Below are 25,245 nucleotides of genomic sequence, written 5' to 3' on the forward strand. Positions count from 1 at the left end.
CCCGCGAGGCTATCCGGCTCGGCGCGCGGACCGACGCCGCCCTCCCTACAGTGCGAACCATGAGTGTGACCGTGGAGCAGACGCGCGGAACGAGGAACCGCTTCCTGAACCGGGTGCCCGACGCGTTCGGCACGTTCTTCGCCGCCCTCGGCGTCCTCTGCGTCCTGCTGTCGGTCTCCCCGGCCCTGCGGCGGCTGCTGCGCCACGTCGTCCGCTTCCTCGACCTGTACACCGTCCCGGTCAGCGCGAACCTCGCGTACGCCGTGTTCCTCTTCCTGCTCGCCGCCGCCCTCGCCGCCTGCAAGAAGGTCGCCTGGTGGATCGTCGTCACCTATCTGGCCCTGCTGATCCTGGTCGACGTCCTGATCATCGCCGACGGGGACTACTGGGTCGGCTTCCCCTCCATGGCCATCTCGGTGGCGGCCCTCGTCATCCTGATCGCCGCCCGCGCCGAGTTCTACGCCGCCTCCCGCCCCGGCGCCCTCTGGCGGGCCCTGCTCGTCCTCGGTCTCGGCCTGCTCGCCGCCGTGTTCCTCGGCTGGGCCCTGGTCGCGCTGTTCCCCGGCACCCTGCCCAAGGGGCAGTGGCTGGACTGGGCCGCCAAGGAAGTCTTCGGCGGTCTCTTCTCGGACCGCGAGTTCGACGGCCGCCCGCCCCGCCCGCTGTCCTTCCTGTGCGGCCTCTTCGGCGCCCTCGCCCTGCTGAACGCCGCCGCCACCCTCTTCCGGTCCCAGCGGCTGACCGCCGCCCTGCACGGCGACGAGGAACCCCGCATCCGCGCCCTGCTCGGCGCCTACGGCCGCGGCGACTCCCTCGGCTACTTCGCGACCCGCCGCGACAAGGCCGTCGTCTTCGCCCCCAACGGCAAGGCCGGCGTCACCTACCGCGTCGAGGCCGGGGTCTGCCTGGCCAGCGGCGACCCCGTCGGCGACCCGGCCGCCTGGACGCCGGCCATCGACGCCTGGCTGGCCGTTGCCCGCCGCTACGGCTGGCAGCCCGCCGTCATGGGCGCCTCCGAGGAAGGAGCCACCGCGTACGCCCGCTCCGGGCTCGGCGCCCTCCAACTCGGCGACGAGGCGATCCTGCACGTGGCCCACTTCGACCTCGACGGCCGCGACATGCGCGTCACCCGTCAGGCCGTCAACCGGGTCAAGCGGGCCGGCGCCACCACTGTCATCCGCCGCCACAGCACCCTCACCGACGAGGAGATGCGGCACATCGTCGACCGGGCCGACACCTGGCGCGACACCGAGACCGAACGCGGCTTCTCCATGGCCCTGGACCGGCTCGGTGATCCCGCCGACGGGGACTGCCTGCTGGTCGAGGCCTTCGATGACAAAGGCACGCTGATCGCCCTGCTGTCCTTCGTCCCCTGGGGCAAGGACGGCATCTCCCTCGACCTGATGCGGCGTGACCGCGCCGCCCCCAACGGGGTCATGGAATTCATGGTCGCCCAGCTCTGCGCCGCCGCCCCCGGCCTGGGCGTGCGCCGGATCTCCCTCAACTTCGCCGTGTTCCGCTCCGCCTTCGAGGAGGGCGGCCGGATCGGCGCCGGCCCCGTCCTCAAGCTGTGGCGCCGGCTGCTGCTGTTCTTCTCCCGCTGGTGGCAGCTGGAGGCCCTGTACCGCTCGAACGTCAAGTACGGCCCCGAGTGGTACCCGCGCTTCCTCTGCTACCAGGACGCCGGCTCGCTCGCCCGGGTCAGCCTCGCCTCCGGCATCGCCGAGGGCTTCGTCTCCGTACCCAGCATGCGCAAGCTCTGGGGCAAGGGCCACGCCAAGGGTCTCACCGCACCCGTCACCACCGAGGGGCTGCCCTCCATCGACTCCCTCGGACTGGACCTCGTGGCGCAGGAGGGGGAAGGGGTACCGGCCGAGCGGCTGCCCGATCAGGTCCGGGTCCGGCACGACAAGCTGGAGCGGATCCGGGCCGCCGGCACCGACCCGTACCCCGTCGGCATCCCGCAGCGCACCCACACCGTGGCGCAGCTCAAAGCCGCCCACCCGGTGCACCCGCCGGGCGCCCGGACCGGCGAGGAGGTCACCCTCGCCGGGCGGGTGATGGTCGTACGGGACCTCGGCGGCGTCGTCTTCGCCGTCCTGCGCGACTGGTCCGGCGACGCGCAGCTGATGCTCACCCGCGACGAGTCGGGCGCCGCCGTACTGGACTCCTTCACCTCCCAGGTCGACTTCGGCGACCACGTGCTCGTGCGCGGGGAGGTCGGCGCCGGCAAGAGCGGCGAACTGTCCGTCGTGGTCCGCTCCTGGCAGCTCACCGGCAAGTGCCTGCGCCCGCTCCCGGACAAACGCAAGGGCCTCGCCGACCCGGAGGCCCGGGTCCGGCGCCGCTACCTCGACCTGGTCGCGAGCCCCGAGGCACGGGACGTCGTACGGGCCCGCTCGGCGGCCGTGCAGGCACTGCGCCAGGGGCTGCTGGACCGCGGCTACCTGGAGGTCGAGACCCCGATGCTCCAGCAGATCCACGGCGGGGCCAACGCCCGGCCGTTCCGCACCCACATCAACGCCTACGACCTCGACCTCTACCTGCGCATCGCCCCCGAGCTGTACCTCAAGCGGCTGTGCGTCGGCGGCATGGAGAAGGTCTTCGAGATGGGCCGCACCTTCCGCAACGAGGGCGTCTCCTACAAGCACAACCCCGAGTTCACGATGCTGGAGGCCTACCAGGCCTTCGCCGACTACGACGTGATGCTCGACCTGACGCGGGAGCTGATCCAGGGCGCGGCCACCGCCGCCTTCGGCTCGCCGATCGCCCACAAGGCCGGCCCCGACGGCAAGCTCGTCGTCCACGACATCTCCGGCATCTGGCCGGTCAAGACGATGTACGGGGCGATCGGCGAGGCCCTCGGCGAGGAGGTCGACGCCGACACCGCGGAACCGGTGCTGCGGCGGCTGTGCGACCGGGCGGGCGTGCCGCACGCGCCCGAGGACACCCGCGGTGACGTGGTGCTGGAGATGTACGAGCGGCTGGTCGAGGAGAAGACCAAGCTGCCCACCTTCTACAAGGACTTCCCCACGGACGTGTCCCCGCTGACCCGGCAGCACCGCAAGGACCCGCGGCTCGCCGAGCGCTGGGACCTGGTGGCCTTCGGCACCGAACTGGGCACCGCTTACTCGGAGCTCACCGATCCGGTCGAGCAGCGGCGCCGACTCACCGCGCAGTCGCTGCTGGCGGCGGGCGGCGACCCGGAGGCGATGGAGCTCGACAACGACTTCCTGGACGCGCTGGAGTACGCCATGCCGCCGACCGGCGGCCTGGGCATCGGCGTCGACCGGCTGGTCATGTTCCTCACGGGTCTGACGATCCGCGAGACGCTTCCGTTCCCGCTGGTGAGGCGCGGCTGAACGGGTGAGGGGGAGAAGGTGCGTCCGCGCCTCTCGACATCCGCGGGGATGTCGTTGATACGTAGTAATAATGAAAAACGACGAACCGACAGTAGGGCGGCGCGTGCTCCTGCGGACCGCCGTCTTCCTCGGAGTCGCCGCCGCCTCGGGACTGCTCTCCGGGGGCGAGACCGGCGGGCCCGGCACGGCTGGGACGACCGGCGTACCCGGCGCGCCCGGCGTACCCGCAGTCGCGGGCGGCGCCGGAGCCGCGGAGGCCGCCGGGCCGGGAGGGGGAGCGGCGGGAGCGGGCGGAGCGCCCGCGCTGAGCCTCCAGGGCCCACCCCGCACGGCGTACCGGCTGCAGCCCATGACCTCCGAGGCCCCCGTCCGCCCCGCCGCGGCGAAACCCGCCGTCCGCACCCGGCCCATCCTGGAACTGCCGGCCGGGACCTCCCCGGCCAGCGCCATGACCCTCACCTTCGACGACGGCCCCGACCCCCGCTACACGCCGGCCATCCTCGACACCCTCGCCCGGTACGGGGTGCGCGCCATGTTCTTCGTCTGCGGGGAGATGGCCACCGAACACCGGGACCTGCTGCGCCGGATGGTCGCCGAGGGCCATGTCATCGGCAACCACACCTGGACGCACCCGCTCATCCCCAAGCTCAGCCGGCCCGCCCTCGCCTCCGAGATCGGCCGCACGAGCGACGTCGTACACCAGACCATCGGAGAGGCCCCGCTGTGGTTCCGGGCGCCGTACGGGGCGTGGAACCGGGCCGCGTTCGAGATCGGCGCCGAACTGGGCATGGAGCCGCTCGCCTGGACCGTGGACACCCTGGACTGGAAGGAGCCCGGCACCCCCACCATCGTCTCCCGGGTCCTCAAGGGCGCCGGGCCCGGCGTGATCGTGCTGAACCACGACGCGGGCGGCAACCGCTCGCAGAGCGTCCAGGCGCTCAGCACGTACCTGCCCCAACTGATCGGGCGGGGCTACCGGATGACCCTGCCGACGCTGCCGCCCCGCTGAGGAGACGTTCCCCGGCGGGGCGGCCCGTGCCGTTTCACCCGAGGCCCCCGCGGGCCTCGGCGGGTCTCAGCGGGCCTGCACCATGCGGGCGAAGACCACCACGTTGCCGTCGTAGCCCTTCGCCTTCGAATAGCCGCCGCCACACGTGATCACCCGGAGTTCGGGGTGCCCGGTGTCCCCGTACACCCGGGCTCCGGGGAAGGACTCCTTCGAGAAGACCTCCACCCCGTACACCTCGAACACCGCCGTGCGCCCGTCGTACCGCTCCACCTCGATGTGGTTGCCCTTGCGCAGCGAGCCCAGCCCGTAGAAGACCGCCGGGCCCTGCGCGTTGTCCACGTGGCCCACGATCACCGCCGAGCCGCGCTGCCCCGGCGAGATGCCGTTGAGGTACCAGCCCGCCAGATTCGGGTCCTGCGGCGGCGGGGCGTCGATCCAGCCCTGCGCGTCCAGCCCGACGGTCATCACCGGCGCGTCCACCCGGATCGCCGGGATCCGCACGCGCTGCACCGACGAGTGCTCCAGCACCTCCATGTCCTGCGGCGGCTCGGGCGGATTCACCGGCAGCTGATCGGAGCTCACCGCGACCGCCGCCGCCGCGGCCGGCTGCGGCGGTCCGTCCTCCGCCGTCGCCCCGTTGCGCATCATGGCGAGGCCGCTGAGCATGACCAGCGCGAGCACACCCCAGGGGGAGCGTCTTCTCGGTTTCTGCTCGCCCTCGTCCTCGGTCATGGCTCTCCCTTCCCGACGCGGGGGTCCCGACCCGCGTTCCAGTCCCACCCCAGTACGCCCTTCCTCCCGCACGTTAAGGGCGTGCGGTCGGTCCGGCGATCGGGGAGGGGCGAACGGGTGGTGCGCCCGGTTGGGGTGCGCCCATCCAGGTATTCGTCACATAAATGCCTGACGGGTCGTGACCTGCGGATCCGTCAGGACACGCGGACGCGCTTCGGCGTGTCGCTCAACCGGGCGGCCCAAAGCCGGACATGCGCCGGTTGCGAGGCCCCCTGAGGGTTCGACGTGGGAGGCGTTCTCGTCGATCTTCCCGGGCGACCGCTCCGGGGCGCTTCCCGTTGGAGGTTCCACCATGCGTGTTCTTCGCGCCCTCGCCGTGGCCGCGGCGGCCTGCGCCGCCGTCGGCCTCAGTACTCCCCTCGCCACCGCCGACGCGGCGGGCGGGCCCCCGCCGGGCGTGGGCGCCCAGGGCGGCCCCCCACCGGCCCCCGGCCGCGGCGGGAACGGCTCCGGCAACGGGCCCAGCAACGTCACGGTCAACCCGTACTCCGTGCACCAGGGCGCCACCATGCAGGTCAGCGCCGCGGGCTGCGGCCACGGCGGCACCGTCTGGTCGCACGGCAACTTTCCGCAGACGAACCTGTCCGCCGGCTCCATCGGGTTCGCGACGGTGCGGATCTTCAACCACGCCTCGCCCGGCAATCACACGCTGTCCGTCAAGTGCCACGACAACAGCCTGGTCGCCACCCACCGCTTCACGATCCTGCGGGGCAACGGCGCCCAGGGCGGCATCGGCGGATCCATCGGCCCGTCCGCCGCCGAGACCGCCATCGGCGCGGGCCTCGTCGGTACGGCGGCCCTGGGCGCGGGCATCCACGTGATGCGCCGTCGTCGCCCGTCCGGTGCCACCGGCTGACCGGCCGACCTCCCCGGGCCCCGGAAACCGCCGGTCGCCCCGAGTCCTGGCCGGGGCTCGGGGCGACCGGCGATTGCGCTCAATGGCCGCGGCCGGTGCCGCGCCGCCGCACCACGAACGCCGTGGTGGCGGCCGCGGCGAGGAAGAACGCGGCGCCCGCGCCGAGTTCCAGGGGGTCCATGCCGGCCACGCTGCCGCCGAGCCCGCCGCGCACACCCAGTGAGGCACTCCCGGAGGCCGCCGGGGCGGCGCTGCGCGTGGGCCCGGTCGTGGAGTTGCGGGAGACGCCGACCGTGGAGCTGGTGGTGGGCGCGGCGGTGCCGCCGGCGATGGTGAGGTCGGCCGAGCCGGTCTCGCCGTTGCAGGTGAAGGAGACGGAGTACACGGCTCCGCGCCGGGCGTCCCGGTCGACGGTCACCCGTGCGGTCTGTCCGCGCGCGATGCTCACGGTGTCGAAGATCCCGGAGGAGGCCGTGGAGTAGGCGGCGTTGCAGCCGCTGACGGCAAGGACCGTCTGGCCGCCCGGGGCCACCGTGGAGGGGGTGATCGTGAAGCCGAACGAGGTGATCGGCTGCGCCTCGGCCGCGGTCGCGGCGGGCACGCCGAGAGCGCCGAGCGCCAGGGCGGCGCCCGTGGCGCCGGCGCTCAGCAGGGCTGTGGCGGAGCTGCGTATCGCACCCATGGTTGATTCTCCGGATCCCCGAGGAGCAGCCGCGGAACGGTTTCCGCACGTGGGAGGTCGTGCGCCTCGATGTCCGCCACGCTAGGTGCGGGTCCGGTGACCCGCGATCAGGAACGGGCGAATGGGGCATGCCCGTAGGCCGAACCGGGGACGGGAGGCCCGCCCCCGGTTTGGCGCACCGCCGGCCGAGGCTCAGTCGCCGAGGCCCAGATGCGGGAACTGGGCGAGGAAGGGCTCGGCGGTGGCCGAGATGCCCCGGCCGAACGGCGCGTCGAAGTCCCAGATCAGGAACAGCAAGAACGCGATCAGCGCACTGAACAGGCCCGCCAGCAGCAGCTCCCGGAAGGACCGCCTGATCTGCAGGGTGAAGATCAGGCCCACCGTCACCAGCGCCCCCGCGATCAGCCCGAACCAGACCACCCCCGGCATCGTCGCCCCCGCGCCCAGACCGCGGGCGCTGCGGGCGTCGTCCACCGCCGCGACCTGGTCGACCAGGGGCTGGTAGGCCTGCCCCTCGTGATCGGTCTGCGGGTCGTAGTCCGTGACATCGCGGCGGATACGTTCCAGCAGCTCCCCGCCCCGGTCCGTGAGGTTGCCGCTCTCCGCCATCTCCGTCCACTCCGTGCGCACCACGTGCGTCACGTACGCGTCGACGTCGGCCCGGATCTTCTTGCGGACCTCGGCCGGATAGACCTCGGAGCGGACGGAGATCTCGTGCAGGGCCTGTGCCTCCTGGCGCACGTACTCCTGGGCGGCGCCGCGGCCCTCCCAGACGCCCGCGATCGCCAGGCCCAGCACGATCGCGTAGATCACCCCGATCATCATCGTCATGTACTCGATGACGTCCGGGGTTTCGTTCGGATCGTCGTCCTCGCCGATCCGCCGGTGGTTGAAGAAGGCGATGGACAGTACGACGGCGCAGGCCGCGGCCATCGCGAGGGACAGGACGAGCCACTCCGACAAGGTCACTCCAAAACGGATCCGACGGTCGCTGACCGGTGGGCAGGCGGCGGGGCTAGCGCGGGCGCAGCGCGACGATCGCGAGCACCGCGGGAGCCGAGGTCAGCAAGGTGAAGGTCACGGGTGAGATGTGGTGCTCGACCGGCTTGCGGGCCGGCGCGCGGTACGACGGGCGGGCCACCGGCTTGGGCGGTGGCGGCGGGGTCGCCGCGGGGGGCGGGGGCGGCTGCGGTGCGGGTGGTGGCGGCGCCGGGGCCTTGTGGACGCGCGGCGGGGCCGGGGCCGGCTTCGGCCGGGCCGGTGCAGGCGGCTTCGGCGTGGGCTTCGGCGCCGGCTTGGGCGGGGGCGCCGGAGGTGGCGTCGGCTTGGGCGGCGGAGTCGGTTTCGGCGTGGGCTTCGGCGGCGTCGGTTTCGGGGTGGGGGTGGGCTTCGGCGCTGTGGGCGTCGGCGTCGGCGTCGGCTTCGGCGGACAGGGCGGGGGAGGCGGCGGCGGGCAGTGGTGACCGCCGTGATGGCCTCCGCCGTGACCGCCGCCGTGGCCGTTTCCATGACCGTTTCCGTGGCCGCCACCGTGATGTCCGCCACCCCGGCCGGCTCCGCCCCCGCCGCTGCCGGCGGCCGCGAACACCCTGACGGCGGCCGTTCCGTCACCGGAGTCGATCGTCGCGTAGGCGCAGCTGTCAGCCACCGCCGGCGAGGCGGCGAGCGCCGCCCACAGCAGGACCGGGACCGCCAGCAGGCGCCGGGTACAGGCTCTGTTCACCCGGGGAGCATGGGTCCGCGCGCGCCCGCGCACCCTCGGCTCGGCTCCGGTTCGCCTGAACGGGCGGAGTTGGGACCCTATGGGTTTGAGCCAGTCTTCGACGGGGTTTGGTCACGGGTCGGTCAATCCACAAACGGGATGTGTCGGATTCGCTCATACGGCGTGCGGGGTGCCGAACGTGCCTTTGATGTGTGACCAAGAACGGATCGCCAATTTCCGCTTTGGCTCGCTCCGTTGGTCAATGATCAGTACATTCGGCTCGGACAGGAGTCCGACCGGAGTCCGACCCGCCCGGACCACGGAAACACTACGGCTTGGAGACCCCGATGGAGCGCCCCGCCTGGGCCCCGCCAGGCATCGACATATCGGTGCCGAGCGTGTCCCGTATCTACGATTACTACCTGGGCGGCTCCCACAATTTCGAGGTCGACCGCCAGGCCGCCCGGCGCGCCATGGAATTCATGCCGGGCCTCCCCAAGATCATGCAGGCGAACCGGGCATTCATGCGCCGCGCCGTCCGCTACGCCGTGGACCAAGGCGTCACCCAGTTCCTCGACATCGGCTCCGGCATCCCCACCTTCGGCAACGTCCACGAGATCGCGCGGGCCGCCAGCCCCGAGGCCCGCGTGGTCTACGTCGACCACGACCCGGTCGCCGTCGCGCACAGCCGCGCCGTCCTGGCCGGAGACGAGCACGCCGACATCGTCGCCGCCGACCTGCGCAAGCCGCAGGACATCTTGGCCGCCCCCGAGGTCGCCGGACTCCTGGACCTCGGCCGCCCGGTCGCCCTGCTGCTCGTCGCCGTCCTGCACTTCCTGGAGGACTCGGACGACCCCTACGCCGCCGTCGCCGAGCTCCGCGACGCGCTCGCCCCGGGCAGCCTGCTGGTCCTCACCCACGCCTCCTACCAGGGGATCCCGCTGGCCCAGGAGGTCGCGGCCGGCACCGTCGGCGTCTACCGGGACATCCGCAACCCGCTCGTCATGCGCAGCGGCGAGGAGATCACCCGGTTCTTCGACGGGTTCGAGCTGGTCGCCCCCGGGGTCGTGGCCATGCCGAACTGGCGGCCCGACGGCGCCGAGGACCCGGCGGACAGTGAGGCGGCGGAAGACCCGTACGCCTTCTCCGGCTTCGGTGGTGTGGGGCGCAAGGCGTGAGACTCTCGGCCGCGGTGCCTCCCGGCACGCCGACCCCCGACCAGGATTGCGCGCTGGAGGACCGGATCGGAAGGTTCGCCACCATCTGGGGACGGGCCATCTTCCCCGTCACGGCGACCTCCCTGACCCGGCCCGAGTTCGAACTCCACCTGGTTCCGCTCACCCGGACGCTCGTCGACGCCCTGCACGCCCGGCCCTTCGACGCCTCCGTCGCCCAGCGCGTCGGCGCCGGACTCGTCGCCGTGCACTGCACCGACCCGGAGGCGCTGGCCGGCACCCTCGGCGTGGTCGAGTCGTACCTGGTGCTGTACTGCGGGCCGAACGGCTCCGACGCCGAGGGCACCGAGGAGTACCGCTCCCGGTGCGCCCGGCTCCAGCACGGCATCGCGGCGGGCTTCGCCCGGGCCCTGCGCGAGCGCACCCTGCGGGAGCAGGAGGCGATCGCCCGCTCCGCCCTGACCGCGCGCACCGACGCCCAGCAGGCGCTGCACGCCAGCGAGGCGCGCTTCCGCGCCGTCTTCGAGGGCGCGGCCATCGGCATCGGCATCGCCGACCTGGACGGCAACGTCCTGGAGGTCAACGACACCCTGCTCCAGATGTTCGGCGGCCTCGACGGCCACGTCCGCAGCCGCAACGTCAGCGAGTGGGGCCACCCCGACGACACCCCGCACGTCTGGCAGATGTACGCGGAACTCGTACGCGGGGAGCGCGAGCACTACCGCGTGGAGAAGCCGTACTACCGGCACGACGGCACCGTGCTCTGGACCAACCTGACGGTCTCGCTCCTGCGCGACGCCGAGGGCCGGCCGCAGTACCAGCTGGCCCTGATGGAGGACACCACCGAGCGCCGACTGCTGAACCTCCGGCTCCGCTACGAGGCCACGCACGACGCGCTGACAGGCCTTCCCAACCGGACGCTGTTCTTCGAACGCCTGGAGAAGGCCCTGGGCGGAGCGGGCGGCAGCCACTTCGGCTTGTGCTACCTGGACCTCGACGGGTTCAAGGCCGTCAACGACAGCCTCGGCCACTCGGCGGGCGACCGGCTGCTGGTGGAGGTCGCGGACCGGCTGCAGAGCTGCGCGACCGGCCCCGGCGAGGTGGTCGCCCGGCTCGGCGGCGACGAGTTCGTGGCGCTGACCACCGGAACCGACACGGACGAGAAGGCCACCGAGCTGGCGGTCCGCATCCTGTCGGCGCTGTCCACCCCCATCCGACTGGACGGCCGGGAGCTGACGGTCCGGGGCAGCATCGGCATCGTCGAGGGCCCGGCCGGGGTGCGCACCCCGGCGGAGGTGCTGCGCAGCGCCGACATCACGATGTACCGGGCCAAGGCGGCCGGCGGCAACCGCTTCGAGTTCGCCGACGCGGAGGCCGACGCCCGGGCCATCACCCGGCACGGCCTGACCAACGCCCTGCCCGCGGCGCTGGAACGCGGCGAGTTCTTCATCGAGTACCAGCCGCTGGTGCACATGCACGACGGCAGCGTGCACGGCGCGGAGGCCCTCGTCCGCTGGTCCCACCCGCAGTACGGGGTGCTCGGCCCGGACCGCTTCATCCCGCTCGCCGAACGGACCGGACTGATCGTGCCGCTCGGCCGCTGGGTCCTGGAGGAGGCGGTCCGCCAGGCCCGCAACTGGCAGCGCCAGCACGGCGGCTCCGCCCTGCGGATCAACGTCAACCTCTCGCCGACCCAACTGCACCACCCCGGCCTGGTCGCCGACACCCTGGCGGTGCTCGAGAACTCGGGCCTGGCCCCCGGCGCGCTGTGCCTGGAGGTCACCGAGTCGGCCCTGATAGGCGCGGACGACGAACTCCTGGAACCGCTGCGCCGGCTCGCCGCGCTCGGCGTGGACATCGCGCTCGACGACTTCGGCACCGGCTACTCGAACCTGGCCAACCTGCGACGCCTCCCGGTGAGCGTCCTGAAACTGGACCGCTCCTTCACCCGGGGGATGCAGCAGCAGCCGGCCGACCCCGTCGACGTCAAGATCGTGGAGGGCATCGTCGCCCTGGCCCACAGTCTCGAACTCGCCGTCACGGTCGAGGGCGTGGAGACCGGCGCCCAGGCGGCCCAGCTCCGCGCCCTGGGCTGTGACACCGCCCAGGGCTGGTACTACGCCCGCCCGGGGGCACCGGACCGCATCCACACCCTCTCCCTCTCGGACGCCGTCCCCACCCCCTGAACGCGGGGCCGGCCACCTCCCGGGGCCAGCCACCTCCCGGGCTGGCCCGGGTCAGGTCGGCCCGCGTCACATCGGCCTGGGTCGCCTCAACCCGGGGAGGGGCGGGCCCGCGTCGCCGCAGTCCGGGGAGAGGCGGCCCGCGTCGGGCCTGCCCCGGGGCAGGGCCCGCCCGCGTCAGTCCAGGCCCGCCTCCGTGCCCCGTCCGGGCTCCCGGACGGCCGCCAGCACCCGCTCGTAGCGCCGCGTCGTGTCGGCCAGGAGCTCGGCGGCCACAGGAAGCCGGTCCGCCTGGTACGCGTCGAGCGCCTCCTCCCCGGCCGGCCCGGTGAGGGCGGCGGCCAGCGCCCGGCCGAGGGCGGCCGCGTCCTGGATGCCGGTGTTCATGCCCAGCCCGCCGGCTATCGGGTGGACGTGCGCCGCGTCCCCCGCGAGGACCACCCGGCCCTCGCGTATCCGGGTGGCCATGCGGACGTTGACCCGCCAGGCGGAGAGCCAGCTGGGGTCCGCGAGCCGTATCCCCGGTATCCGGGCGTGCCGGTCGAAGAGCCGCTGGAAGCTCTCCAGCGACGGCGGCAACAACTCGCCCCGCTCGTCGGCCTCGGGCGAGGCCTGCAACTGGAACGTATCCGTCCCCGGCATCGGGCAGAGCAGTATCCCGCCCCCCTCCGACGTGAACCACTGGTGCCACACGTCGCGGCTGAGCCCCGGAGCCCTGACGTCCCCGATCACCATCGCCGGCTCCTGCTCGCCGCTCCCCTCGAACGGGATCCCGAGGAGCTTGCGGGTGCTGCTGCGCCCGCCATCGCACCCCGCGAGATAACGGGCCGCGATCACGGTGCCGTCCTCCAGCTCCGCGCGCACCCCGGCCGCGTCCTGGGAGATGCCGGCGAGCCGGGACTCGTACTCGACGCGCACGCCCAGCTCGGCCAGCCGGTCGCGCAGCACCTCCTCGATCTGCCACTGCCCCACCAGCACACCGCTGTCGCCGATGGCGGTGTCGTTGATGTGCTTCCCGTCGAAGTACTTGCGCAGCACCACCCGCGTCGTGCCCATGGCCACCACGCGATCGGCCACGCCGAGCTCTTCGAAGACGTCGAGGCTGCCCGGCCGGAGCCCCTTGCCGCGCGACTCGCGGTGCGGGGCGGAGCGCTGCTCGATCACCCGCACCGCTATGCCGCGGGCGGCCAGGTCACAGGCGAGCGTGAGTCCGGTGGGGCCGGAGCCGGTGATCAGTACGTCGGTCATCGGAGGGTCCTCTCATCAGGTCTATGACTCAAGGAAAGCGGCTCTCGACGAAAAACGCAACCCGGTTAAAAAAATAACTCGGTCACGATCCTGTGTTAGGCTATGCGCATGGAGAACACGACGGGTCTGCGCGAGAGCAAGAAGCTGCGTACGCGTCGCCAGCTGGCGGCCACGGCGCTGGAACTCTTCCTGGAACGGGGCTTCGACGCCGTCTCGGTGGCGGATGTCGCCGCCGCGGCCGAGATCTCCAAACCCACCCTGTTCCGGTACTTCCCGACGAAGGAGGACCTGGTCCTCGACCGGTTCGCCGACCACCAGGACGAGGCGGCGCGCGTCGTGCGCGAACGGCCCGCCGGGCAGACCCCGGTGGGGGCGGTGCGGGCGCACTTCCTCGCCGCCCTCGCGGAACGCGATCCGATCACGGGGATCAGCGACCACCCGAACGTGCTCGCCTTCGAACGGCTCGTCTACTCCACTGCCAGCCTGGACACCCGGCTCGCCCACTACACCGCCCGCGAGGTCGAGTTGCTCGCGGACGTGCTGGAGGTGGAGTCGGTCGAGCCGCTCACCGCCCGGCTGGCGGCCCTGCACCTGGTGGCGGTCCGCCATGAACTGGGCCGGGAGAACTGGCGCCGGATCGACTCCGGGCTGAGCGCCGACGAGGCCCACCCGGCCGCCGTCGCCGACGCGGAGCGGGCCTTCACCATGCTGGCCTCCGGCCTCGACCAGGCCCTGCCCATACGCCTGTCCTGACCACTGGGCCCCGCCCGGCCCCGCCCGGCCCGGCCCGGCCCCGCCCGGCCCGGCCCGGCCCCGCCCGGCCCGGCCCCGGCCGGCTCAGCCCAGCGGCGCCCGGCCCAGCGCCGCCCAGCGCCGCCCCGCCCGGCCCAGCGCCGATCGGCCGGGCCCGGGCCGCCCCAGCCCCGGTCGGCCAGGTCCGGGTCAGCCCAGCGCCGATCGGCCCGGCTCCGGCCGGCCGTGCCCGCCACCCGGCGGCGCGTGCGCACGGCCCCCGCCCGTCAGCCCACCAGGATCCGCTTGAGCTCGCGCGCCGCGCGCGGGGGAGCGACGTCCGTGCGGTGGGCCAGCGCGATGGTGCGGCGCAGCGGGGACCCCGCGAGCGGGGTGCTGCGCAGACCCGGGCCGGCGTGGTCGACGACCATGGCCGGGACCACCGCGATGCCCAGGCCCGCGCGGACGAAGCCGAGCACCGCGTCCATCTCCCCGCCCTCCACCGTGAACACCGGCTCGAAGCCCGCCGCCCGGCAGGCGGTCACGGTCAGGTCCCGCAGGTCGTAGCCATGGCGGAACATCACCATCGGCTCCTCGCGCAACGCCGAGATCGTGAGCGGCCCACCGCCCGCCGGAGGCGGCAAGTCCGCCGAGGAGACCACGACCAGGTCCTCCGTCAGCAACTCGACGGTGGTCAGCGCGGGCGCCGACGGCGGCAGCGGCAGCGCGATCAGCGCCAGGTCCAGAGCCCCGCGCGCCAGCTCCCGCACCAGGTCCAGCGACCCGCTCTCCTCGATCAGCAGCTCGATTCCCGGATGCGCGCGGTGAAAGTCCCGCAGCACGCCCGGCAGCAGACCCGTGCACACGCTCGGCGTGGCCCCCAGCCGCACCCGCCCGCGCCGCAGCTGCGCCAGCTCCTGCACCTCCAGCCGCGCGGTGTCCGCGTCCGCCAGGATCCGCCGCGCCAGCGGCAGGAGCGCCTCGCCCGCATCGGTGAGCGTGATGTTCCCCCGCGCCCGGCTGAACAGCTCCGCCCCCAGCTCCCGCTCCAGCGCCTTGATCTGTTGCGACAGCGAGGGCTGCGCCACGTGCACCCGCTGCGCCGCGCGCGTGAAGTGCTGGGTCTCGGCGACCGCCACGAAATACAGGAGCTGATGGAACTGCATTCCTCCAGCGTAGCGCGCATCATAGGGAGGCCCTATCGATATGAGCTCCATCATGTCTTGGACCTTTCAGGCCCTTGGTCCCTAGCGTGTTCGTCATGGCTCTGGCAACGCGGACGGGCCGACGGCCGTCCACCATGCGAACGCTCTGGGACTCCACCGTCGGCAAGAAGTCCGTCATGGCGGTATCCGGCGCGATCATGCTCGGCTACCTCGTCGCCCACATGTTCGGCAACCTGAAGATCTTCTTCGGGCCGGGCGACTTCAACGGCTACGCCCACTGGCTGCGCGCCATGGGAGCGCCGCTCCTGCACCACGAGTGGGCCCTGTGGATGGTCCGCATCGGCCTGATCGTCGCCGTCGTCGCGCACGGGGTATCCGCCTACCAGCTCAGCCGCCGCGACATCAAGGCGCGCCCCGTCAAGTACGCCCACAAGCGCCGCCGCGCCAGCTACGCCACCCGCACGATGCGCTGGGGCGGCATCATCCTCGCCCTCTTCATCGTCTGGCACCTGCTCGACCTGACCACGCTCACCGTCAACGAGCGCGCCTGGGCCGGCCACCCCTACGAGAACGTCCTCGCCACGTTCTCCACCTGGTACGGCAACACCATCTACATCGTGGCGATGGTCGCGGTCGGCCTGCACGTCCGGCACGGCTTCTGGAGCGCCGCCCAGACCCTCGGCGCGGGCAACGCCCGCCGCGACCGCACCCTGAAGTTCCTGGCCAACGCCCTGGCCCTCGTCCTCTTCGCGGGCTTCGTGTCCGTCCCCGTCGCCGTCATGACCGGAGTGGTGAGCTGACCATGAGCGATTACGCCAACTACGCCACCGGCGAGCCGGTCTCCGACACCAAGGCCCCCGAAGGCCCCATCGCCGAACGCTGGGACCGCCGCCGCTTCGAGGCCAAACTCGTCAACCCGGCCAACCGCCGCAAGCACACCGTGATCGTCGTCGGCACCGGCCTGGCCGGCGGGGCGGCCGGCGCCACCCTCGCCGAGCAGGGCTACCACGTCGTCCAGTTCTGCTACTCCGACTCCCCGCGCCGCGCCCACTCCATCGCCGCGCAGGGCGGCATCAACGCCGCCAAGAACTATCGCAACGACGGCGACTCGGTGCACCGCCTCTTCTACGACACCGTCAAGGGCGGCGACTTCCGCGCCCGCGAGTCCAACGTCCACCGCCTCGCGCAGATCTCCGTGGAGATCATCGACCAGTGCGTGGCCCAAGGCGTCCCCTTCGCCCGCGAGTACGGCGGCCTCCTCGACACCCGCTCCTTCGGCGGCGTCCAGGTCTCCCGCACCTTCTACGCCCGCGGCCAGACGGGCCAGCAGCTGCTGCTCGGCGCCTACCAGGCGCTGTCCCGGCAGATCGCCGCCGGCAACGTCGAGATGCACGCCCGCACCGAGATGCTCGACCTGATCACGGTCGACGGCGTGGCCCGCGGCATCGTCGCCCGCGATCTGATCACCGGCGAGATCTCCGCGTACTACGCGGACGCCGTCGTCCTCGCCTCCGGCGGCTACGGCAACGTCTTCTACCTCTCCACCAACGCCATGAACTCCAACGCGACCGCCGTCTGGCGGGCGCACCGGCGCGGCGCCTACTTCGCCAACCCGTGCTTCACCCAGATCCACCCCACCTGCATCCCGCGCACCGGCGACCACCAGTCCAAGCTCACCCTGATGAGCGAGTCCCTGCGCAACGACGGCCGCATCTGGGTCCCCAAGGCCAAGGGCGACACCCGCCCCGCCGCCGAGATCCCCGAGGCGGAGCGCGACTACTACCTGGAGCGGATCTACCCCTCCTTCGGCAACCTCGTGCCCCGCGACATCGCCTCCCGCGCCGCCAAGAACGTCTGCGACGAGGGCCGCGGAGTCGGCCCCGGCGGCCAGGGCGTGTACCTGGACTTCGCCGACGCCATCCGCCGCATGGGCCGCGACAAGGTCGCCGAGAAGTACGGCAACCTCTTCGAGATGTACGAGCGGATCACCGCGGAGAACCCGTACGAGGTCCCCATGCGGATCTACCCCGCCGTGCACTACACGATGGGCGGCCTATGGGTGGACTACGACCTCCAGACCACCGTCCCCGGCCTGTTCGCGATCGGCGAGGCCAACTTCTCCGACCACGGCGCCAACCGCCTCGGCGCGTCCGCCCTGATGCAGGGCCTCGGCGACGGCTACTTCGTACTGCCCTCCACCATCAACGACTACCTGGCCCGCCACCCGCACCAGGACACCGTGGACGACAGCCACCCCGAGGCCGCGGCAGCGATCCGCGAGACGCGCGACTGCCTGGCGAAACTCCTCGCCGTCGACGGCGACCGCACCCCCGACTCCTTCCACCGCGAGATCGGTGAACTCATGTGGGAGTACTGCGGCATGGCCCGCACCGACACCGGTCTGCGCAAGGCGCTCGCACGGATCCCCGAGATCCGCGAGGAGTTCTGGCGTCGCATCAAGGTCCCCGGCAAGGGCGAGGAGTTCAACCAGTCGCTGGAGAAGGCCAACCGCATCGTCGACTACCTGGAGCTCGCCGAGCTGATGTGCCTCGACGCCCTCCACCGCGCCGAATCCTGCGGCGGCCACTTCCGCGAGGAGTCCCAGACCCCGGACGGCGAAGCCGCCCGCCGAGACGAGGAGTTCGGCTACGCGGCCGCCTGGGAGTACCAGGGCACCGGCGCCGCCCCCGTCCTGCACAAGGAAGACCTCGTCTTCGAGTACGTCCACCCCACCCAGCGGAGCTACGCATGAAGCTCACCCTGCGCGTCTGGCGCCAGCAGAACGCCGACGCCCCCGGCACCATGGCCTCCTACGAGGTCGACGGCATTTCCCAGGACATGTCGTTCCTGGAGATGCTCGACACGCTCAACGAGGACCTCATCCTGCGCGGCGAGGACCCGGTCGCCTTCGACCACGACTGCCGCGAGGGCATCTGCGGCGCGTGCAGCCTCGTCATCAACGGCGACGCCCACGGCCCCGAGCGCACCACCACCTGCCAGCTGCACATGCGGTCCTTCGCCGACGGCGACACCATCGACGTCGAGCCGTGGCGGGCCTCGGCCTTCCCCGTGGTCAAGGACCTCGTGGTGGACCGCAGCGCCTTCGACCGGATCATCCAGGCCGGCGGCTACATCACCGCGCCGACCGGCGCCGCGCCCGAGGCGCACGCCACGCCCGTGCCCAAGCCGGCCGCCGACCACGCCTTCGAGCACGCCGAGTGCATCGGCTGCGGGGCTTGTGTGGCGGCCTGCCCCAACGGTTCGGCGATGCTCTTCACCTCCGCCAAGATCAACCACCTCAACGTGCTGCCGCAGGGCTCGCCCGAGCGCGAGTCCCGGGTGCTCGACATGGTGGCCCGCATGGACGACGAGGGCTTCGGCGGCTGCACCCTGACCGGCGAATGCGCCACGGCCTGCCCCAAGGGCATCCCGCTGCCGTCGATCGCCGCGATGAACAAGGAGTGGCTGCGCGCGCTCCGCAAGGGCTGACCCGCCCCCAGGAGCAGCCCCCGCGCCCCGCACACCCCGTACGAGCGCCCGCCGGCCGCCCGCGATGCCGCAGGCCCGGGCACCCCCGTCCCATGGGCCGATCGGCTGACCCGATCCGCCGACCGGGCGCTCGTACGGCCAGTTGACCGCGCCGCGCCCCGGCGGCGTCCGGGCCGTCGGCGACAGTGGGCCCATGCCACACGCCCCCGCCGGGACCGGACCGCGCCGCCGCACCCTGCTGGCGGCCGCCGCCCTCGCCCCGCTGGCGGTGGCGGGCTGCACCGGGCAGGACGAGCCCCGCAGCCCGGCCCACGGACCGCAAGCCCGCCCCAAGGACGCCCTGATCATGGTCATGCGGCACGCGGAGCACCCGTACGCCGGGGCCACCGGCGAGGACCCCGAGGGCAACGAGGACGCCGGGTTCCTGGCGGGCCGCGGCTGGCGCCGGGCCGCCGAACTGCCCCGGCTGTTCCCGCCCGGCCGCCGGGGCTCGCTGCCCCGGCCCGCCGTGGTCTTCGCCGCCGGCGGGAAGGCGCACGCGGCCCCCGCCCGGTGCCGCCAGACCGTGGAAGCACTGGCCAAGGCCCTGCGTACGCCGGTCCGCGCCGAGTTTGCGGTCGGCGCCGAAGCGGCCCTGGCCCACGCCGCCCTGGCCGCGCCGATGCCCGTGCTCGTCTGCTGGGAGTCCGCCGGCATCCCCCGCCTGGTCCGCGCCCTCGGCGCCCACCAGGTCCTCGGCGTCCCCGCCACCTGGCCCGACCGTCACGACCTCGTCTGGACGTTCACCCGCAGCCAGGGCGTGTGGAGCTTCCGCGAACTCCCGCAGCACCTGCTCCCCGGGGACGCCTGAACCTCCTCGCCGGCCGCTTCCGTCGGGGCGGGCCCCGCCGCCTGCTCAGCCGCCCCCGAGAGCCCGAGCCAAGTACGGAGCCGTCCGGCTGCCCTTCGTACGGGCCACCTGCGACGGGGTGCCCGACGCGACCACGCGGCCGCCCTCCGCGCCGCCGCCCGGGCCGAGGTCGATGACCCAGTCCGCGCCCGCCACCACATCCATGTCGTGCTCCACGACCACCACCGAATGCCCGGCGTCCACCAGCCCGTGCAACTGCCGCAGCAGCACCCGCACATCCGCCGGATGCAGCCCCGTGGTCGGCTCGTCCAGCAGGTACAGGGTGTGATCGCGGCGCAGCCTCTGGAGCTCCGTCGCCAGCTTGATGCGCTGCGCCTCGCCGCCCGACAGCTCCGTCGCGGGCTGCCCCAGCCGCAGGTACCCCAGCCCGATCTCCTCCAGCGCCCGCAGGCTGCGCGCCGCCGCCGGAACCTGCGCGAAGAACGCGGCCGCGGCCTCCACCGTCAGCGACAGCACCTCCGCGATGGTCAGCCCCTCGTACCGCACCTGGAGGGTCTGCGCGTTGTACCGCGCCCCGCCGCACTCCGGGCACGGCGCGTACGTACTCGGCAGGAACAGCAGCTCCACCGAGACGAACCCCTCCCCCTGACAGGTCTCGCACCGCCCGCCCGGCACGTTGAAGGAGAACCGGCCCGCCTTCCAGCCGCGCGCCCGCGCCCCGTCGGACGCCGTGAAGAGCCTGCGCACCACGTCGAACAGCCCGGTGTACGTGGCCAGGTTGGACCGCGGCGTCCGGCCGATCGGCTTCTGGTCCACCTCCACCAGGCGCCGCACGGGAAACCCCGGCTCCGCCAGTCGCCCGGCCACCTCGTCGGCCAGCGCCCGGCCCACCAGCGTGGACTTCCCCGAACCCGAGACCCCGGTCACCGCCGTGAACACCCCGAGCGGGAACTCGGCCGTCACCGCACGCAGGTTGTGCCGGTCGACCCCGGTGAGCCGGACCGCGCCCGTCGCCTCCCGGACCGGGCGCTCCCGCCCGGGCCTCGCGGTCGACTCGAACAGGTACCGCGCCGTCGCCGACTCCTTGACGTCCGCCAGCTCTCGCGGCGGCCCGCTGTGCAGCACCCGCCCGCCGTGTTCCCCGGCCAGCGGTCCGACGTCCACCAGCCAGTCCGCGTGCCGCACCACGTCCAAGTGGTGCTCCACGACGAACACCGTGTTGCCCGCCGCCTTCAGCCGGTCCAGTACGGTGAGCAGCGCCTCGGTGTCGGCCGGGTGCAGCCCCGCCGACGGCTCGTCCAGCACGTACACCACCCCGAACAGGCCCGACCGCAGCTGCGTCGCCAGCCGCAGCCGCTGCAACTCGCCCGCCGACAGCGTCGGCGCGGTCCGGTCCAGGCTCAGGTAGCCCAGCCCGAGCTCAGTGACGGGCGCGATCCGTGCCCGCAGGTCCTCCGCGAGCACCCGGGCCGCCTCACCACCCTGTGGCGTGGAAGCCGGGCCTCCGGCCAGTACGCGGTCCAGCTCGGTCAGGGGCACCGCCGCCAGCTCCGCGATCGTGCGGCCCGCGAACGTCACGGCCAGGGCCTCGGGCCGCAGCCGCCGTCCTTCGCAGGCCGGGCAGGGCGAATCGGCAAGGAACTTCTCCGCGCGGGCCCGCAGCGTCGCGCTCTTGCTGTCGGCGAAGGTCCGCATCACATAGCGGTGGGCGCTCATGTACGTGCCCTGGTAAGGCCGTTGGATCCGGTCGGCCTCGCGCACCGGGTGCACCGTGACGACCGGCTGCTCCTCGGTGAACAGGATCCACTCGCGCTCCTTCGCGGGCAGCTCCCGCCAGGGCGCGTCCACGTCGTGCCCGAGCGCCTCCAGGATGTCCCTCAGGTTCTTGCCCTGCCACGCTCCGGGCCAGGCGGCGATGGCGCCCTGACGGATCGACAGCCCCGGGTCCGGTACGAGGAGCTCCTCGCTGGTGCGGTGGATCCGCCCGATCCCGTGGCAGGAAGGGCAGGCGCCGGCCGCGGTGTTGGGGGAGAAGGCGTCGGAGTCCAGCCGCGGCGCCCCCGGGGGATAGGTGCCGGCCCGCGAGTACAGCATCCGCAGGGAGTTGGACAGCAGGGTCACCGTCCCCACCGAGGACCGCGAACCGGGCGAGGAACGGCGCTGCTCCAGCGACACGGCGGGAGGCAGCCCGGTGATGGAGTCCACCTTCGGGGCGCCGATCTGGTGGATCAGGCGGCGGGCGTAGGGGGCCACGGACTCGAAGTACCGGCGCTGGGCCTCCGCGTAGAGCGTGCCGAAGGCGAGGGAGCTCTTGCCGGAGCCGGAGACCCCGGTGAACACGGTCAGCGCGTCGCGCGGGATGTCCACGTCGACGCCGCGCAGATTGTGCTCCCGGGCGCCCCGGACGCGGACGTAGGGATCGGTGGACTGGTGCATTCGCCCTAGTTTAGGGCGCCGGCCGCCCCGGCTGCCTCACCCGCCCAGACCGCCCCATCCACCGTGACCGCCCCATCCACCCCGCCTGCCTCACCCGCCCCGGCTCCCGGCCCCGGCGCGATCCCGGCCAGGCGCGCCAGCCGGCCGAAGGAGTCCAGCAGGGCCGTCCGGTCGTACGTCGAGGTCGTGACCAGCAGCTCGTCCGCCCGCGTGGCCTCCGCGACCCGCTCCAGCTCGGCCGCGACCTGCTCCTCGCTGCCGTGGACGTGCCCCGCGAGCGCGCCCTCGTACAGCTCACGCTCCTTCGCAGTCATGGCCAGCGCCTCGATCTCCTCGGCGGGGCGCAGCGGCGGGAAGCTGCCCCGGGTCCGCGAGTACGCGAGCGACCACGCCTCCGGGACCAGGATCCGGCGGGCCTCCTCCTCCGTGGCGGCCACCGCGACCGTCCCGGACACCACGACGTACGGCTCCGCGCCCCAAGCCGAGGGCCGGAAGGCCGCCCGGTAGCCCTCGATGATCTCCGTGATCCGGCCGCGCGCCCGCAGGTCGCCCACCACTAGCGGCAGCCCGGCCCGCGCCGCGATCCCGGCACCCTCGCCGGTCGCCAGCACGTACGCGGGGATCCGCAGCCCCTCCGCCGGCCGGGCGTGCACCTCGGGATGCGCGCGCTGGGTGCCGTCGATCCAGCCCAGCAGCTCGGCCAGCTGCTCCTCGAACCAGTCGGCGTCGGCGGTGTCACGGCCGAGCGCGCGCCGGATGCCGCCGGTGAAGCCGACGGAGCGGCCGAGCCCCATGTCGATCCGGCCGGGGAAGAGGGATTCCAGCACCCCGAACTGCTCGGCGACGACCAGCGGCTGATGGTTGGGCAGCATCACCCCGCCCGTGCCGACCCGGATCCGGCCGGTCGCGCCGGCGACGGCGGCGGCCAGCACGGTCGGGGCGGAGCCGGCCACCCCGGGGACGCTGTGGTGCTCGGAGACCCAGAAGCGGTGGTACCCGAGCCGGTCCGCCGCGCGGGCCAGCTCGACGGTGTCGCGCAGGGCCCGCGCGGGCGGGTGCCCTTCGCGGGTGCGGGACCGGTCGAGTATCGAGAGTTCGCGGAACACACCCACCTCAACGTCCCGGGGCGGCGGGCATTCCCGGGTGGCCGGTCCGGGCCCGGTTGCCCCGCTTACGCTGACCGCATGAGCGAGATCAGCAACCGGCGGCCGCTGGCCGTGTTCGACATCGACAACACGCTGGCCGACACCGACCACCGCCAGCACTTCCTGGAGGGCCGGCCCCGCGACTGGGAGGGCTTCTTCGGCGCGGCCCCGGCCGATCCGCCGCTCGCGCGCGGGGTGGCGCTCGCGCTGGAGAGCGCGGCCGACTGCGAGGTCGTGTACCTGACGGGCCGCCCGGAGCGGTGCCGGGCGGACACCGAGGAGTGGCTGACCCGGCACGGGCTGCCCGAGGGACGGCTGTGGATGCGCGGCAACCAGGACCGCCGCCCGGCGCGCACGACGAAGCTGGAGGTGCTGGGGCGGATCTCCCGGGGCCGGGAGGTGCGGATGCTGGTGGACGACGACGAACTCGTCTGCCAGGCGGCGCGCGGGGCGGGGTTCCGCGTGGTGCTCGCCGACTGGGCGGCGGACGCGCCGGAACTCAAGTCCGCCCAGGAGGGCGAGGGCCGTACCTGAGCGGCGTACGGGGGCCCGCACCTGAGCCACGGGGCCCGCGCCTCAGCGACGTACGCGCGGGCCCGCGCCCGGGCCGACGTGCGCCGGCCGCACCCCGGCGACGTGCGGCGGTCAGTCCTCGCCTTCGAGGCGGAAGCCCACCTTGAGCCCCACCTGGTAGTGGGCGACCTCGCCGTTCTCGATGTGCCCGCGCATCTGCGTGACCTCGAACCAGTCCAGGTTGCGCAGCGTCTGGCCCGCCCGCGTGAGCCCGTTGCGGATGGCCTGATCGATGCCCTCGTCGGAGGTGCCGACGATCTCGGTCACCCGGTACGTGTGGTTGGACATGGGGTCTCCCGACAGTGGTCGCTGTTGCCTTGTTCCACGGTGCCCCAGTAAGTCCGAGTCCGCGAACTTTGGGTGAACAGTCCCGGCCGGAAGCCCCTTGACCCACCCATTGGTCTATGCCAATTTCAAGCCATCTCCGATCCGTCCCCAGAAGGTGACCTACGTGAAGATGCGCTTCCTTGCCGTGTGCACCGCCCTCGCGGCCGCCGCCGCCCTCACCGGCTGCGGCCAACTGGCCGATTCGGCCGAGGGGCCCGAGAAGGTGACGCTCTGGCTGATGAAGGGCAGCGCGTCGGAGGACTTCATCACCGCCTTCACCGCGGACTTCGAGCGCCGCAACCCCGGCATCGACCTGGACGTCAGGATCCAGGAATGGACCGGCATCGGCGACAAGGTCAACGCCGTACTCGACGGCACCGGCCACGACGGCGCCGACGTCATCGAGGTCGGCAACACCCAGGTGGCCCAGTACGTCGAGGCCGGCGGTCTCTCCGAGCTCACCCTGGAAGGCCTGCGCGCATGGGGCAGCAAGGACTGGCTCAAGGGCCTCTCCGACCCGGGGAGCGTCAACGGGGCCCAGTACGGCGTCCCGTGGTACGCCGCCAACCGCGTGGTGATCTACAACAAGGAGCTGTTCGCCGGCGCCGGGATCAAGAACCCGCCCAGGAACCGCCAGGAGTGGATCCAGGCCACCCGCAAGCTCGACAAGGGCGACCAGCAGGGCATCTACCTCGCCGGCCAGAACTGGTACGTCCTCGCCGGCTTCGTCTGGGACGAGGGCGGCGAACTCGCCGTCGAGACCGGAGGCCAGTGGGTCGGCGCCCTCGACGACGAGAAGGCCCTCGCCGGCATGGAGTTCTACAAGCAGCTCCAGGCCCTCGGAGACGGGCCCAAGGAAGCCGACGAGGAGACGCCCTCGCAGGCCGACGTCTTCGCGCGCGGCCAGGTCGCCCAGATCATCGCCCCGCCCGGCCAGGCCGCCCAGATCGAGGCGGCCAACCCCGCCCTCAAGGGCAAGCTCGGCTTCTTCCCGATCCCCGGCAAGACCTCCGACAAGGTCGGGTCCGTGTTCACCGGCGGTTCCGACCTGATCATCCCCGAGAAGACGAAGAAGCGGCGCGAGGCCGTGGCCGTGATCACCGCCCTGGTCAGCGAGCAATGGCAGACCGAGCTCGCCCGCACCATGAGCTACGTGCCGAACAAGACCACCCTCGCGCACGTCGTCGAGGGCAACGAGGGCGCCACCGCCATGGCCCCCGGCGCCGCCCAGGGCCGGGCCACACCGAACTCGGCCCGCTGGGCCGAGGTGGAGGCCAAGAACCCGATCAAGCCCTACATGACGGCCGTCCTCACGGGCCAGGACCCCAAGCGGGCGGCCGGTGCGGCGTCGGAGACGATCAGCAAGGTGCTCAGCTCCGACCGGTGAGCCCGGGCCCTCCGAGCGGTGAGTTCAGCGTCCGCACATCCAACTGCCGCTGCGAGGTCATGTCGAATCCAGCCGGTCACGGAAGAAGTAAAGAGCCAGTCCGCACACCTGCCGGCCTGGCCATCCGTGTC

The 25,245-nt window shown here is 72.9% G+C and carries 22 protein-coding genes; 13 read left to right on the forward strand and 9 right to left on the reverse strand.

Annotation, left to right across the window (positions count from 1 at the left end):
• Window positions 1-59: 59 nt before the first annotated feature.
• Entirely contained in the window at window positions 60-3,362 is a 3,303-nt protein-coding gene (gene lysX, locus OG982_RS27770; RefSeq protein WP_266949574.1) for a bifunctional lysylphosphatidylglycerol synthetase/lysine--tRNA ligase LysX, read from the forward strand.
• Window positions 3,363-3,432: 70 nt separating this feature from the next.
• Window positions 3,433-4,371, forward strand: coding sequence for a polysaccharide deacetylase family protein (locus tag OG982_RS27775; RefSeq protein WP_266949576.1), 939 nt, complete (start codon window positions 3,433-3,435; stop codon window positions 4,369-4,371).
• A 66-nt stretch (window positions 4,372-4,437) separates the two neighbouring features.
• Here the strand turns inward: OG982_RS27775 and OG982_RS27780 are convergent, their stop codons facing one another.
• Complete coding sequence (locus OG982_RS27780) at window positions 4,438-5,103, reverse strand: class F sortase (RefSeq protein WP_266782228.1); 666 nt, start codon at window positions 5,101-5,103, stop codon at window positions 4,438-4,440.
• A 352-nt stretch (window positions 5,104-5,455) separates the two neighbouring features.
• Between OG982_RS27780 and OG982_RS27785 the strand changes: the two genes are divergently transcribed.
• Complete coding sequence (locus OG982_RS27785; RefSeq protein ID WP_266782226.1) at window positions 5,456-6,019, forward strand: hypothetical protein; 564 nt, start codon at window positions 5,456-5,458, stop codon at window positions 6,017-6,019.
• Window positions 6,020-6,098: 79 nt separating this feature from the next.
• On the opposite strand, the gene OG982_RS27790 is transcribed toward OG982_RS27785, so the two are convergent.
• The 3 genes from OG982_RS27790 to OG982_RS27800 form a co-directional block, all read right to left on the reverse strand.
• Entirely contained in the window at window positions 6,099-6,701 is a 603-nt protein-coding gene (locus tag OG982_RS27790; protein ID WP_266782224.1) for a hypothetical protein, read from the reverse strand.
• Window positions 6,702-6,893: 192 nt separating this feature from the next.
• Window positions 6,894-7,664, reverse strand: a complete 771-nt coding sequence (locus tag OG982_RS27795) for a DUF4239 domain-containing protein (protein WP_266782222.1) — start codon at window positions 7,662-7,664, stop codon at window positions 6,894-6,896.
• Between the two features lie 52 nt (window positions 7,665-7,716).
• Window positions 7,717-7,842 (reverse strand): hypothetical protein, encoded by a 126-nt coding sequence (locus tag OG982_RS27800; protein ID WP_266949578.1) that lies wholly within the window; start codon window positions 7,840-7,842, stop codon window positions 7,717-7,719.
• A 184-nt stretch (window positions 7,843-8,026) separates the two neighbouring features.
• Between OG982_RS27800 and OG982_RS27805 the strand changes: the two genes are divergently transcribed.
• The 3 genes from OG982_RS27805 (at window position 8,027) to OG982_RS27815 (ending at window position 11,764) form a co-directional block, all read left to right on the forward strand.
• Window positions 8,027-8,164: a hypothetical protein gene (locus OG982_RS27805; protein ID WP_266949579.1), complete on the forward strand. Its 138-nt coding sequence runs from the start codon at window positions 8,027-8,029 to the stop codon at window positions 8,162-8,164.
• A gap of 586 nt (window positions 8,165-8,750) precedes the next feature.
• Window positions 8,751-9,581: an SAM-dependent methyltransferase gene (locus tag OG982_RS27810; protein WP_266949580.1), complete on the forward strand. Its 831-nt coding sequence runs from the start codon at window positions 8,751-8,753 to the stop codon at window positions 9,579-9,581.
• A 14-nt stretch (window positions 9,582-9,595) separates the two neighbouring features.
• Window positions 9,596-11,764 (forward strand): EAL domain-containing protein, encoded by a 2,169-nt coding sequence (locus OG982_RS27815; protein WP_323139301.1) that lies wholly within the window; start codon window positions 9,596-9,598, stop codon window positions 11,762-11,764.
• A 174-nt stretch (window positions 11,765-11,938) separates the two neighbouring features.
• Here the strand turns inward: OG982_RS27815 and OG982_RS27820 are convergent, their stop codons facing one another.
• Window positions 11,939-13,009: an FAD-dependent monooxygenase gene (locus OG982_RS27820; RefSeq protein WP_266949581.1), complete on the reverse strand. Its 1,071-nt coding sequence runs from the start codon at window positions 13,007-13,009 to the stop codon at window positions 11,939-11,941.
• 108 nt (window positions 13,010-13,117) lie between these two features.
• Here OG982_RS27820 and OG982_RS27825 point away from each other — a divergent pair, with 108 nt between their 5' ends.
• A complete protein-coding gene (locus tag OG982_RS27825; RefSeq protein WP_266949583.1) occupies window positions 13,118-13,762 on the forward strand; it encodes a TetR/AcrR family transcriptional regulator in 645 nt (214 codons plus the stop codon).
• A 266-nt stretch (window positions 13,763-14,028) separates the two neighbouring features.
• On the opposite strand, the gene OG982_RS27830 is transcribed toward OG982_RS27825, so the two are convergent.
• Window positions 14,029-14,907: a LysR family transcriptional regulator gene (locus tag OG982_RS27830; RefSeq protein WP_266949585.1), complete on the reverse strand. Its 879-nt coding sequence runs from the start codon at window positions 14,905-14,907 to the stop codon at window positions 14,029-14,031.
• Between the two features lie 95 nt (window positions 14,908-15,002).
• Here OG982_RS27830 and OG982_RS27835 point away from each other — a divergent pair, with 95 nt between their 5' ends.
• The 4 genes from OG982_RS27835 (at window position 15,003) to OG982_RS27850 (ending at window position 19,246) form a co-directional block, all read left to right on the forward strand.
• The gene (locus OG982_RS27835; protein WP_266782210.1) at window positions 15,003-15,707 is read left to right on the forward strand and encodes a succinate dehydrogenase cytochrome b subunit; all 705 of its coding nucleotides are present in this window, start codon (window positions 15,003-15,005) and stop codon (window positions 15,705-15,707) included.
• A 2-nt stretch (window positions 15,708-15,709) separates the two neighbouring features.
• The gene (locus tag OG982_RS27840) at window positions 15,710-17,659 is read left to right on the forward strand and encodes a fumarate reductase/succinate dehydrogenase flavoprotein subunit (protein ID WP_266782208.1); all 1,950 of its coding nucleotides are present in this window, start codon (window positions 15,710-15,712) and stop codon (window positions 17,657-17,659) included.
• Window positions 17,656-18,396, forward strand: a complete 741-nt coding sequence (locus OG982_RS27845) for a succinate dehydrogenase/fumarate reductase iron-sulfur subunit (protein ID WP_266782206.1) — start codon at window positions 17,656-17,658, stop codon at window positions 18,394-18,396. Before OG982_RS27840 ends, OG982_RS27845 begins: the two co-directional genes overlap by 4 nt.
• 193 nt (window positions 18,397-18,589) lie before the next feature.
• Window positions 18,590-19,246 carry a hypothetical protein gene (locus OG982_RS27850; RefSeq protein ID WP_266782204.1) on the forward strand — a complete coding sequence of 219 codons (657 nt, stop codon included), beginning with the start codon at window positions 18,590-18,592 and terminating at the stop codon, window positions 19,244-19,246.
• A 45-nt stretch (window positions 19,247-19,291) separates the two neighbouring features.
• Here the strand turns inward: OG982_RS27850 and OG982_RS27855 are convergent, their stop codons facing one another.
• Window positions 19,292-21,682, reverse strand: a complete 2,391-nt coding sequence (locus OG982_RS27855; protein WP_266949587.1) for an excinuclease ABC subunit UvrA — start codon at window positions 21,680-21,682, stop codon at window positions 19,292-19,294.
• A 5-nt stretch (window positions 21,683-21,687) separates the two neighbouring features.
• The gene (locus OG982_RS27860; RefSeq protein ID WP_266949589.1) at window positions 21,688-22,788 is read right to left on the reverse strand and encodes an LLM class flavin-dependent oxidoreductase; all 1,101 of its coding nucleotides are present in this window, start codon (window positions 22,786-22,788) and stop codon (window positions 21,688-21,690) included.
• A 78-nt stretch (window positions 22,789-22,866) separates the two neighbouring features.
• On the opposite strand from OG982_RS27860, the gene OG982_RS27865 reads away from it, so the two are divergent.
• A complete protein-coding gene (locus OG982_RS27865; RefSeq protein ID WP_266782198.1) occupies window positions 22,867-23,361 on the forward strand; it encodes a hypothetical protein in 495 nt (164 codons plus the stop codon).
• 111 nt (window positions 23,362-23,472) lie between these two features.
• Here OG982_RS27865 and OG982_RS27870 read toward each other — a convergent pair whose 3' ends face one another.
• Entirely contained in the window at window positions 23,473-23,688 is a 216-nt protein-coding gene (locus OG982_RS27870; RefSeq protein WP_266782196.1) for a dodecin, read from the reverse strand.
• A gap of 169 nt (window positions 23,689-23,857) precedes the next feature.
• On the opposite strand from OG982_RS27870, the gene OG982_RS27875 reads away from it, so the two are divergent.
• A complete protein-coding gene (locus tag OG982_RS27875; RefSeq protein WP_266949993.1) occupies window positions 23,858-25,114 on the forward strand; it encodes an extracellular solute-binding protein in 1,257 nt (418 codons plus the stop codon).
• The last annotated feature ends 131 nt before the right edge of the window (window positions 25,115-25,245 follow it).

This window comes from Streptomyces sp. NBC_01551 (assembly GCF_026339935.1).
Taxonomy (GTDB): Bacteria; Actinomycetota; Actinomycetes; order Streptomycetales; family Streptomycetaceae; genus Streptomyces.